We start from the raw sequence: 11,376 nt of genomic DNA, 5'->3' as shown, positions 1-11,376 counted from the left end.
CGGCCAGCACGGCCGGATCCGGGCGCGCGAGCAGCAGCCCGGTCGGCCGCCCATGGCGGTCGCGCCGCAATTCGCCGCCCGGCGGATCGGGCGTGTCGCGCCCGTAGCCGATCGCGCGCAGCGCGGCCGCATTCAGCCACGCGCTGTCGCCGAGATGCCGGACGAACACCGGCGTATCGGGCGCGATCTCATTCAGCTCGGCCACCGTCGGGCCGCGCTTTTCCGCGAACTGCAGCGCGGTCCAGCCGCCGCCCACGCGCACCCAGTGCGGTGCGGGCGTGCGCGCGGCCTGTCGATGCAACAGGTCGAGCGCGGCGGCGAGCGACGGCACACCGTCCCAGCGCAGTTCGAGGTTGAAGTTCGTGCCGCCGCGGATGGCCTGCAGGTGCGCGTCGACGAGGCCGGGGATCACCGTGCGGCCGTTCAGGTCGATGCAGGTCGTGTCACCGTGTGCATGACGCAGCACGTCGCGATCGTCGCCGGTCGCGACGATGCGCCCGTCCTTCACCGCAAGTGCGCTGACGAACGAGCGCTGCTCGTCCTGGGTCGCAATCTTGCCGTTGAAGACGACGAGGTCCGCCGCGCGTGCGGGTTCCGTCGCTCTAAGCACCGTCGGGCCTCCCGTGCGCACGCGCACGCCGAGCCACGCCGCGCGTGCGTCGCATCGTCGAACGACGGAACACGGCTGCGTCGCACGCATCGGCACGCATGCCGCGATCGCGCAGTCGCGCGGCTGCCTGGAACTCGCGCATCACTATGCGGCCTGCTGCGCCGCGTCGGCGGCATCGTGGCGCGCACGCGTGCGGGACGGCGGCGGCGCGTCCTGGCGGACGAAATTCTGCACGCGCAGCAAGCGCCGCACATCATGCGCGCGCGAATGCGGATCGAAGTGCCGCGCGACGCCGGCGACCAGCGTCGACGCGTGCGCGGTGCGCCCGCGCTCGATCAGGTGATCGGCGAGATCCAGCGCGCCGCGCAGCGCCCACATCGCGGCGCCCTGCCCGTTCGCGGTCTGGATCGCCATCTGCAGATGACGATGCCCATCGGCCTCGTACGCGAGCGCGACATCGGGGGCCGCGGAGCGTGCCTGTTCGAGCATCGCGACGCCCGTCACGCGCAGCAGTTCCGGCACGAACAGATGCTCGCCGTGCGCACGGCAGCGCGCGAGCGTCGCATCGAGCCGCATGCGCGCCTCGCTTGCGCGGCCGACGCGCACGAGGCCCTCCGCATACGCGACGTTCAACGGGGCGAGCAGCCGCCGGAAGCCGCTCGCCTCGACACGCCGCAGCGCGGGTTCAAGCCGCGCGAGGCCCGCGCCGGGATGACCGGCCTGGATGTCGAACTGGCCGGTCAGGCATTCCGCGTGATTGCGCCAGATGTCGAAGCCGTGCGCGCTCGCGGTCGCGCGCAGCGTCGCGAGATAGTCGGACGTGATGTCGTGGTCGCCGTAGCGCAGTGCGATCGGCACGGCGGCCGCACCCAGCACCACGCAAAGCGCGAGCGCGGACGGGCCGCGGCGCGCGCACTCGACCGCTTGCGCGGCGATGCGCATCGCATGGTCGGGGTCGCCCTGCATCCACACGAGCCGCGTGAGCATCGTGCGCGCGAGCGTCGTCATGTCGACGCCGAGCGCTGCCTGCGCGCACGGCGGCTCGCCCACCAAGCCGAGTTCGGCCGTCGCCGCTTCGAGCCGCTCGCGCGCCTGCGCGTGCTCGCCGAAGTAGTGCAACGACGTTGCGACCATCGCGTTGGCCAGGATCCGCTGCGAGCGGTCGCCGCGCCGCTCGGCCGCGCGCTCGAAGCGTGTCGCGTAGCGCAGCGATTCGTGAATGTCCGACAGCGTCAGCATCGTATGCCACAGCCCGACCAGCGCGCGCGCGTCGAACGTATCATCGCCGACATGCGCGGCAAGACCGAGCGTGCGGTCCCACATCGCGGCCGCGGCCACGGCGTCGCCGTCCGTATGCAGCAGCGCCGACGCGCAGGCTGCGCGCAACCGCATCTCACGTGCGGCATCGACCGGGTCGGCCGCGGCCGTGTCGAATGCGTCGAGCACCTGGCGCGCCCGCGCCGCGCATTCGTGCATCCGTGCCGGCTCCAGCAGCGCGCGCGCCAGGCGGTCCGCTTCGGGCACGCCCGCGTCCGGCGCCGGCGTTTCGTCGACGGCGATGACGCGTGCTTCGGTCGGTGCGTTGGTCGGTGCTTCGGTGAGCGCTTTGGTCAGCGCTTCGGTCGGTGCTTCGGTCAGCGCTTCGGTCAGTCCATCGGACGGCGCACCGTCGGGCCGAGCGGCGTTCACGCTCGCCGCCGCGTGTTCGTGCTCGTGTCCCTGCCCTTGCTCGCGCTCGTATCGTGCGTGACGCGCCGCGATGCGCTCGAACTCGCCCTCGTTGTGGAGTTTTTCCAGCGCATACGCGCGCGTCGATTCGGTCAGCCGGTATCGCGCAGATGCGCCGTGGAACTCGACGGTCACCAGCGACTTCGCGACCAGCTCACCGAGCACCGCGATCATGTCCGCGGCCGATGTGCCGGGCTCGGTGGCGACCGCGCGCGCGGCATCGAACGTGAACGGCCCGATGAAGCATCCCATCCGGCGGAACAGCGCACGCGCGGCCGGGTCGAGCAGCACGTAGCTCCAGTCGAACGTCGCCCGCAGCGTCTGATGACGCGGCAGCGCCGAGCGCAGCCCACCGGTCAGCAGGTTCAGCCGGTCGTCCAGCCGCGACGCGACGACCGCGAGCCCGAGCGTCGCGACGCGTGCCGCGGCCAGTTCGATCGCGAGCGGCAGCCCGTCGAGCCGCCGGCAGATATCGGCGATCAGCCGCATGCCGGCTTCGTCGACCGGACAATCCGGCGCGGCCGTGCGAACCCGTTCCAGGAACAGCTCGACCGCGGAGCAACGAACGATTTCGTCGGTGCGCGCGTCGTCGTCGGGCACCGCGAGCGGGCTCAAGCGCAGCACCGCTTCGGCCGAGATATGCAGCGGCTCGCGGCTCGTCACGAGGACGCGCAGCGAGCCGGCGCACGACGTCAGCGTTTCGACGAGGCTCGCGACGAGATCGACGATGTGTTCGGCGTTGTCGAGCACGAGCAGGCAGCGCGACGCCGCGAACGCGGCGCCGATCTCCTCGACGGCGGGCGCGCGCTGCGTGTCCAGGCCGAACTCGGCCGCGAGGGCGATCAGCATGTCGTCGCGCGTCCCCGCGCGCGCCAGCTCCACGAACAGCACGCGCTCGCGCGAGCGGCTGCGCACCGCGTGGGCCACGCGTACGGCGAGGCTCGTCTTGCCGATCCCGCCCGCGCCGACGAGCGTGACGACCGGCGTGCGTTCGAGCATCTCGACGATCTGCGCGATTTCGGCGTCGCGCCCGACGAGCGGCGCGATTTCGGCGTCGCGTCCGGCGAGCGGCGCGGGCAGCGACGACGTGTGGGCATCGGTCGGTACGGCAGCCGGAGCGTGGGCCGCGGGCATGCGTTCCGGGCCGGGCGACGCGCACGCGACCAGCAGGTAGCCGCGCCCGGGCACCGTCTTGATCAGATCGCGGCTCGCGCCGAGCGCCTTGCGCAGCGTCGCCACATGCACCTGAAGGCGGTTTTCCTCGACGATCAGCCCCGGCCAGACCGCATCCATGATGTCGTCTTTCGACACGACCGCCCCGCTCGCGCGGTGCAGGACTTCGAGAATGTCGAGCGCGCGCGCACCGATGCGCAGCGACGCGCCCTGACGGCGAATGTCGCGCTGCTCGAAATCCACCGACAACGTTCCGATCTGGATCATGGCCGCCTCCGGGTCCCTCAGGATGACCGCCCGGTGAACGCGGCAGTCCACCCGGCAGGATGTCCGGCCCCGGCGCACGGTGGCGCCGGCCGGACAATATTGAATTCCGGCCTGAGTGTAGACGGGGGCGCGAAGAAAATCTTGAAGGAAAATGCACTGTGGGCGCCGGCCTGATCACGCGATCGGCGCATTCGCTTGCATGTAAAAGTAGGGCGCTATACTCTGCCGAACCGCTCGCACGCCCGTCGTGCCGGGCCATGCGGCGCCCGCGCGCCGCCATTGAAAGCCATTCGTCAGGATCGCGAGCGGACGTTTGTGCAAATTCATTTTGAACGTTGACGTGCGTAGATAAACTGAACTCGCCATTTCGCGCGCCGAGTCCGTTGCCGGGATATTCCATGTCAGACCTTGTTACCGCGGCGCCGGCGGTATCGCCCCCGCCGCCGCCGAAAGATACGCTCGGTTGCGTATCGAGCCTGTTGGCGAAGGATATCGAGACCGCCACCGGCGGCCTGCGGCTTCACCGCAAATGCATGCGCGAAGCGCACGTGGAACACATCGACATGCCCGCGTGCGAGCGCGGCTTCCTGGTCGGCGTGTCGCTGGCGGCCGGCCATCGCCGCACGCTGTACGGGCGCGCCGGCGCGAGCGAGCGCCGGTTCCAGCATCACTCGATCTATATTCGCGATTTCTCGCGCCACTTCCACGCGGACCTGTACGGCAACTTCGACTTCGTGCTGGTCGAGCTGCCGCATGCGTATCTCGAGCGCGTCGGCCCGGAGCACGGCGGGCAGGCGATCGGCGGCCTCACGTGCCGCCCCGACGTGCGCGATCCGGTGCTCGGCCATCTCGCGCACGCGGTGGCCGACAGCCTCGACGCGCCCGGCCCGCTGAACGCGCTGTTCATCGAACAGGTGGGGCTCGCGATCGGCACGCACCTCGTGCGCCGTTACGGCAACGCGCGCACGCGCGAACTCGACCTCAAGGGCAGCCTGTCGCCGGCGAAACTGGCGCTCGCGCAGGAGCTGTTGCTGGAAAAGGCGGATCTCGGCGTATCGATCGAGGAAGTGGCGAACGAATGCGACCTGTCGCGCGGCTACTTCATCCGCGCGTTCTCGCGCACCACCGGCCGCACGCCGCACCAGTGGCTGCTCGAACAGCGCGTGACACGTGCCCGCGAACTGATCGAAACGTCCGACATGACGCTAGCCGACATCGCGATCGCGTGCGGCTTTGCGGACCAGAGCCACCTGAACCGCGTCTTCGCGCGGATCGTCGGCCATCCGCCCGGCGCGTGGCGGCGCGCACGCTCGCGCTGAAGCATCTGCGCGGTCGCACCTGTGCGCACCGACAGCCCGGCCGATTGTTCAATTGAGGTTCATGTCTTCCGCGTGGCAGGCGGCGCACGCGCGTGGCCTCGAACGGGACGCCACGCACGGCAGCACGAGATGCCGCGCGGCCGTCCGCGCCCCTGCACCGCCGACCTTCCGTGCCCTGTCCTGAATCGTCCTGAAACGGCGACGCCCAGCCCGGGCCGCCGCGCCGCCCGGCGCTAGAATGCGAACCGCATGCAACGCGACGTTGCGACACGCACGAGGGCATTCCGATGGACAAATTCTCCGCGCTGCGCGCGTTCGTGGAAGTAGCGGAAGCCGGCGGCTTCTCGAGCGCCGGCCGGCGTCTCGACCTCGCCGCCTCGTCGGTCGTGCGCGCGGTGGACGCGCTCGAGGCATCGCTCGGCACCGTGCTGCTGAACCGCACGACGCGGCAGGTCACGCTGTCCGATGCGGGCGCCGTCTACTATGCGCGGGCGAAACGCGTGCTGGAGGAACTCGCGGATGCCGACGCGCTCGTCGCCGATCGCGGCGACGCGCCGTCGGGGCCGCTGCGCGTGTCGGTGCCGGTCGCCTATGGGCTGCGCCGGATCGCGCCGCACGTCGCCGCGTTCGTCGCGCGCCATCCGAAGCTCGACGTCGACCTGCAGCTGACCGACGAGCGCGTCGATCTGGTGACCGCGCGGATCGACGTCGCGATCCGGCTCGGTGACGCCGCCCCGAGCGCGGACGTCGTCGCGCGACCGCTCGGGACGTTCCGCCGCTACGTGGTCGCGAGCCCCGCTTACCTCGACACGCACGGCACGCCCGCGACGCCGGGCGAGCTGGTCGATCACGCGTGCCTGCGCTTTCACTTCGGCGCCGACCAGCAGGCGTGGACGTTCGCCGATGCACAGGGCACGACGCGCGTGATCGTCGCCGGCCGGCTGAAATCGAATCACAGCGAGGTGCTGCGCGAAGCCGCGCTCGACGGCGCCGGCATCGCGCTGCTCCCCGACTGGATGGTCGGCGCGGACATCGACGCGGGCCGCCTGCACCGGTTGTTCGAACGGTACGACGTGACGCCCGGCTCGGCGCGCGCGGTGATCACCGCCCTGTACCTGCCGAACCAGCGCGGCTCGAAACGCGTGACCGCGTTCATCGATTTCGTCGAATCGCTCGCGCGCGCGCAGCCCTGACGGAAGCGACGGCGCGCGCGGGGGAGTCGTAACGGGTACGCGTCGCCCTGTCAGACCGCCCAGCAGGAGCACCCGAACGCGCCCCAGAAGCCCTTGGCGTCGGACGTCGGTAGCGCACTTGCCCATGCGCTCGCGTGTGCATGCTGGTGAACGTTGCATGCGTTCGCGCAACCGCACATCGCAGCGGCGGCCGCCCGTTGCAGCGGCGCGCCGGCGCGCTGCGTCGCACCCCAGCCGCCATAGCCGCCGAACTCGCGCACGGGCGACCAGTCGGGCATCGCGGGAGGGATCGGCGCGTCGTACGACTGGAACGGCCCCGCGCCCCACACGATCTTTCCGTCCACGACCGTCAGCAACGCAGTCGTGCCGGCGATGTCGTCCTCGGCACACGCGAAGAAATCGCGATCCGGGACCACCAGGTCGGCAAGCTGCCCCACCGCGATGCGCCCTTTCTTGCCCTCTTCGTTCGAGAACCACGTCACGTACTCGGTCCACATGCGCAGCGCCGTCTCCCGATCGAGCAGGTTGCGCTGCGGGTACATCCGCAGGCCGCCGACCGTCTTGCCGCTGACGAGCCATGCAAGCGACACCCACGGGTTGTACGATGCGACGCGGGTCGCGTCGGTGCCGGCCGAGACCTTGAGCCCCTTGCCGAGCATCTTCGCCACCGGTGGCGTAGCCTCCGCGGCTTGCGCGCCGTAGCGCTCGACGAAGTATTCGCCCTGGTACGCCATCCGGTGCTGCACCGCGATGCCGCCGCCGAGCGCGGCGATCCGGTCCATCGATTTCTCGGTGATGGTTTCCGCATGATCGAAGAACCAGTTCAGCCCTTCGAGCGGGATGTCCTCGTTCACTTTTTCGAACACGTCGAGCGCGCGGCTGATGGTCTCGTCATAGGTCGCATGCATGCGCCACGGCCAGCGGTTTTCCGCGAGCACGCGCACCACGCCTTCGAGATCGTCCTCCATCTGCGCCGGCAGGTCCGGGCGTGCCACCCGGAAGTCTTCGAAGTCGGCCGCGGAAAACGCCAGCATCTCGCCCGCGCCGTTATTGCGGAAGTAGTCGGTGCCGTCGTGGTACTTGACGCTCTTCGTCCAGTTCACGAAGTCTTCCTTCTCCGCGTTCGGCTTCTGCGTGAACAGGTTGTACGCGATCCGGATCGTCATCTCGCCCGCGTCGTGCAGCTTGCGGATCACCTCATAGTCGTCCGGGTAATTCTGCGAGCCGCCGCCCGCGTCGATCACGCCCGTCACGCCGAGCCGGTTCAGCTCGCGCATGAAATGGCGCGTCGAATTGTATTGATACTCGAACGGCAGCTTCGGGCCCCTCGCGAGCGTCGCGTAGAGGATCGTCGCGTTCGGGTTCGCAAGCAGCAGGCCGGTCGGGTTGCCGGCGGCATCGCGAACGATGGTCCCACCCGGCGGCTCCGGCGTGTCCTTCGTGTAGCCGACGACACGTAGCGCGGCCGCGTTCAGCAACGCGCGATCGTACAGGTGCAGGATGAAAACCGGGGTGTCCGGCGCGGCGGCATTGAGCTCGTCGATCGTCGGGAGCCGTTTCTCCACGAATTGATGCTCGGTGAAGCCGCCGACCACGCGCACCCACTGCGGCGCGGGCGTCACGGCCACCTGGCGCTTCAGCATTTCCATCGCGACCGTGAGCGACGGCACGCCGTCCCAACGCAGCTCCATGTTGTAGTTCAGTCCGCCGCGAATCACGTGGCAGTGGTTGTCGATCAGACCCGGCAGTACGCCACGGCCGCCGAGATCGACCACCTTCGTCGCGCGGCCCGCGAGCGGCATCACGTCCGCGTCGCCGCCGACGGCGACGAAGCGGCCGGCGGCAATCGCGACCGCCGTCGCGACGGGGTTCGCGCGGTCGAGCGTCGTGAATCTGCCGTTATGCAGGATCAGATCCGGTGGGGTCACGGTTGCGGTCATATGCATCACCTCTTGTTGATCAGAAGCCAAGCAGCTGTTTCACGGTGGGCAACGCTTGCACGCCAATCAGCATGCCGAGCAATCCGACCAGCGCAATCAGCGGCGGTGCGGGAGAGCGAACCTTGATGGCGCTGTAAATCACACCGATCAGCAGGCCCGCACCAAGGGAAACCAGATACGGTTCCATGCGATAAATCTCCCGGAAAATTCGAATGCAGGGGCCGTGTTCCGATCAGCCTGCTGCGGGCAGCATTCGTGTTTCGGTCACATCCGCCGCCCGCGCAATGGCGCCAATGCGGCGCGTTCGTATCGAACCCGCCGCACCGGCATCAGCGATCGCAAGCCCTCTGCGCTTACTTCGCCGGAACGGCCGGGATCGACTCGTGCGGCGTCGCGGTGCGCGGCGCGGCCTTGTGGACCATCGTGTACGCGTAGTCGACGCCCATCCCGTACGCGCCCGAATGCTCCTTCGCGATCGCCATCACGGCGTCGTACGTCTCGCGGTGCGCCCAGTCGCGCTGCCACTCGAGCAGCACCTGCTGCCACGTGACCGGCACGACGCCCGCCTGCACCATGCGCTGCATCGCGAAGTCGTGCGCGGCCTGCGTGGTGCCGCCTGACGCGTCGGCGACCATGTAGATTTCGTAGTCGCCTTCGAGCATCGCGCACAGCGCGAACGTCGTGTTGCAGACTTCGGTCCACAGACCCGACACGATCACCTTCTTGCGGCCGTTTGCGGCCAGTGCGTCGCGCACCTTCTGGTCGTCCCACGAATTCATCGACGTGCGTTCCAGCGTCTTCTGATTCGGGAACACGTCGAGCAGCTCCGGATACGTGTGACCGGAGAAGCTGTCGCTTTCGACCGTCGTGATCGTGGTCGGGATGTTGAAGACCTTCGCGGCCTTCGCGAGCCCGACGACGTTGTTCTTCAGCGTCTGGCGATCGATCGACTGCACGCCGAACGCCATTTGCGGCTGCTGATCGATGAAGATCAGTTGGCTGTTGTGCGGGGTAAGTACTTCAAGCTTCGGGTTGCTCATGGCGGTGATGTCCTTTGACGCAGAGAGAAATGAGGCTCGCCGGGCCGACGAATCCGCGACGCGTCGAATGCGCTGGGTCGGAAGACTCGGCAGCCGGCCTGCGTCATTCAACAGGCTTATTTGCGACCGCACCAATTAATTGTTCTGATTCTCGCGGCCTTTATAAATCCAGACTGAAAAGATCTGAATTTCATTGAATGGACTCACAACGAGCATGCAGAACTGATAGGCTGATCCAGGGATTTTGGATCGACGCCATATTGGTAGTTGTCCATATTTTTTACTGCCGTCACGCCATTTCAAACCTATGAAACCGTACTCTGCTTCGCTGTTCGCCGGCATCCTCGCCGGCATCGTTTATGCGCTGATCGGCGTGCAATCGCCGGCGCCGCCCGCCGTCGCCCTGGTGGGCCTGCTCGGCATTCTGGCCGGCGAGCAGATTCTTCCGCTGGCGCGACGGATGGTCAGCGGAATCCGACTGGGAACCGCATGGCGCGACGCGAAGTGCAGCCAGCACATGTTCGGTGCGCTGCCAGGCGCCCATGCAACCGACGCTGCCGCGAAGGGCCGCGAATCGACACCGACGTAATCAGAAGGTTCGAGCGAATGCGCGCAGGACGGTCGCGAAGCTTGCGCGACGTCGCGTCGTTCGATCGCAGCGGGCGTCGTTCTGTCACATGCGCGCCGCCCTGACGGAAGCGGCGGCGCGCGCCGCGTCACCAGCCGAACTTCGCTTCCACGCCGACATAGTCGGCATTACGCGCGCCCAGCGCGCGAATCGAATCGGCGAGCTGAAAGTGCACCGCCTCGACTGCCAGAGCCGTGTTCGCGTTGACGAGCCAGTCCACGCGAGCCTGCGCGTACATGCCGGTCCACGCGCCGCCCTTGCCCGCCGTGCCCGGCACCGCCGACATGCCCTGCCCGTAGATCGCATCGGCCGTCGTCTGCCGCCACTGGAAACCGAGCGCGGTCAGCACCGTCACCGTGCTCGCCGGCTTGAACGTCAGCGAAGGCTTCACGTGGATCAGGTTGCTGTATCCGGTATAACCGGCGAGCGTGAAGTAATAGCCGTTCGGAAACATCGGGTTGAACGTGCCCACGCGCCGGTCGCCCGGGTGAGCATCGCCCGACGCGCCGTCGATCTGGATCCCGATGCGCGGCGTGCCGGCCGTCTTCGCGAACGTATAGCCGCCCAGCGCACCGAACGCCCACGCGCCCACCGTGTCCTGCCCGACATGGCCCGTCTGCAGCATCGCCTCGACGTCCCAGTCGAGCCCGTCGGCCTTGCCCGCATAGCGCATGTCGAATACGTCGCGCCGCTCGGTGCCCGACGCATCCGGAAAGCGCGCGTTGTCGCGCGTGTAGCGCGACCAGTACGCGGACAGGTCGCCCGGCCCCGTGCCGTTGCGCTCGACGCGCACGCCGTCGAATCGCAGGTGCCGGTTCGACACGTCGTCGAACGCGGCGGCGTCGCGATACTGCACCGGGCGCGTCACGTAGCCGATCAGCCGCCACTTGCCGATTTCGTAATCGGCCCATAGCGCGTCGAACGCCTGCCGCACGTTCGGGCCGTCGCGCACCGACACGAAGCGTTGCAAGTCGAACGCCATCTCCTGCCGGCCGACCCGCGTCTTCAACGTGCCGGGGCCGATCTGGTCGACATACGCGACGAACGCCTGCTCGATGTCGAGCTGGTCCTTGTCGACCGGGCCGACCGTATTCTTGCCGAACGGCCGCGCATCGACGAACTGCACGAACGCCTGCAGATGGCCGCGATAGCGCAGGTCCGCGTGCACGTTCGTGCGCTGGATCACGTAGTTGTCGTCGTGCGCGGAGCCGAGGCCGAACAGCGGCGCGTTGTTCAGCTCGAAACGCTCGCGCAGGTTCGCGCCGAGCGACAGGTAGGTCGACGGGTCGTCGCCGAGCGGCACGTATTTCAGTGCGTCGAACGGCTTGCGCGGCACGCACGGGTTCGCGAGCACCGACCAGTCCTCCTGCCAGCGATTGAACAGCACGGTCGGACGCTTCGCGGTGCACGACACGGCGGCGCTCGCGGCCGCCGGCGCCTGCGGCTGAGCGGCGGCGGCCGGCGCATCGGCACCGGCC

General features: G+C 68.6%; 9 protein-coding genes. 3 read left to right on the top strand and 6 right to left on the bottom strand.

The genetic code is table 11. From position 1 onward, the window contains the following. The coding region (locus F3J15_RS35580) for an amidohydrolase family protein (RefSeq protein ID WP_345891973.1) at positions 1 to 610 on the bottom strand (610 nt) is incomplete at its 3' end. 144 nt (positions 611 to 754) lie between these two features. Beyond that, the gene (locus tag F3J15_RS35575) at positions 755 to 3,778 is read right to left on the bottom strand and encodes a winged helix-turn-helix domain-containing protein (RefSeq protein WP_166897202.1); all 3,024 of its coding nucleotides are present in this window, start codon (positions 3,776 to 3,778) and stop codon (positions 755 to 757) included. A 398-nt stretch (positions 3,779 to 4,176) separates the two neighbouring features. Here F3J15_RS35575 and F3J15_RS35570 point away from each other — a divergent pair, with 398 nt between their 5' ends. Both F3J15_RS35570 and F3J15_RS35565 read left to right on the top strand, forming a co-directional pair. Then, complete coding sequence (locus F3J15_RS35570) at positions 4,177 to 5,097, top strand: AraC family transcriptional regulator (protein ID WP_166897199.1); 921 nt, start codon at positions 4,177 to 4,179, stop codon at positions 5,095 to 5,097. 287 nt (positions 5,098 to 5,384) lie between these two features. Further along, positions 5,385 to 6,290: a LysR family transcriptional regulator gene (locus tag F3J15_RS35565; protein ID WP_069250232.1), complete on the top strand. Its 906-nt coding sequence runs from the start codon at positions 5,385 to 5,387 to the stop codon at positions 6,288 to 6,290. 50 nt (positions 6,291 to 6,340) lie between these two features. Here F3J15_RS35565 and F3J15_RS35560 read toward each other — a convergent pair whose 3' ends face one another. From F3J15_RS35560 to F3J15_RS35550, 3 genes are all read right to left on the bottom strand, one after another. Then, positions 6,341 to 8,230 carry an amidohydrolase gene (locus F3J15_RS35560; RefSeq protein ID WP_166897196.1) on the bottom strand — a complete coding sequence of 630 codons (1,890 nt, stop codon included), beginning with the start codon at positions 8,228 to 8,230 and terminating at the stop codon, positions 6,341 to 6,343. Between the two features lie 19 nt (positions 8,231 to 8,249). Then, positions 8,250 to 8,417 (bottom strand): DUF1427 family protein, encoded by a 168-nt coding sequence (locus F3J15_RS35555; RefSeq protein ID WP_039362659.1) that lies wholly within the window; start codon positions 8,415 to 8,417, stop codon positions 8,250 to 8,252. Positions 8,418 to 8,583: 166 nt separating this feature from the next. Further along, the gene (locus F3J15_RS35550) at positions 8,584 to 9,270 is read right to left on the bottom strand and encodes a hydrolase (protein WP_069250230.1); all 687 of its coding nucleotides are present in this window, start codon (positions 9,268 to 9,270) and stop codon (positions 8,584 to 8,586) included. Between the two features lie 307 nt (positions 9,271 to 9,577). On the opposite strand from F3J15_RS35550, the gene F3J15_RS35545 reads away from it, so the two are divergent. Beyond that, positions 9,578 to 9,859 carry a XapX domain-containing protein gene (locus F3J15_RS35545; RefSeq protein ID WP_166897194.1) on the top strand — a complete coding sequence of 94 codons (282 nt, stop codon included), beginning with the start codon at positions 9,578 to 9,580 and terminating at the stop codon, positions 9,857 to 9,859. Positions 9,860 to 9,986: 127 nt separating this feature from the next. Here F3J15_RS35545 and F3J15_RS35540 read toward each other — a convergent pair. Continuing rightward, a partial coding sequence (locus F3J15_RS35540) for an alginate export family protein (RefSeq protein WP_166897192.1) occupies positions 9,987 to 11,376 on the bottom strand: 1,390 nt, incomplete at its 5' end.

It is taken from the genome of Burkholderia sp. Ap-955 (assembly GCF_011753045.1).
GTDB lineage: Bacteria > Pseudomonadota > Gammaproteobacteria > Burkholderiales > Burkholderiaceae > Burkholderia > Burkholderia lata_D.
The sequence above is the reverse complement of the archived record's forward strand: the minus strand, read 5'-3'. Positions and strand labels throughout refer to the sequence as shown.

Bases quoted from the DNA above. Each gene is read 5' to 3' on its own strand.
- F3J15_RS35575 (WP_166897202.1), bottom strand. From the start codon at position 3,778: ATGATCCAGATCGGAACGTTGTCGGTGGATTTCGAGCAGCGCGACATT.
- F3J15_RS35570 (WP_166897199.1), top strand. From the start codon at position 4,177: ATGTCAGACCTTGTTACCGCGGCGCCGGCGGTATCGCCCCCGCCGCCG.
- F3J15_RS35565 (WP_069250232.1), top strand. From the start codon at position 5,385: ATGGACAAATTCTCCGCGCTGCGCGCGTTCGTGGAAGTAGCGGAAGCC.
- F3J15_RS35560 (WP_166897196.1), bottom strand. From the start codon at position 8,230: ATGACCGCAACCGTGACCCCACCGGATCTGATCCTGCATAACGGCAGA.
- F3J15_RS35555 (WP_039362659.1), bottom strand. From the start codon at position 8,417: ATGGAACCGTATCTGGTTTCCCTTGGTGCGGGCCTGCTGATCGGTGTG.
- F3J15_RS35550 (WP_069250230.1), bottom strand. From the start codon at position 9,270: ATGAGCAACCCGAAGCTTGAAGTACTTACCCCGCACAACAGCCAACTG.
- F3J15_RS35545 (WP_166897194.1), top strand. From the start codon at position 9,578: ATGAAACCGTACTCTGCTTCGCTGTTCGCCGGCATCCTCGCCGGCATC.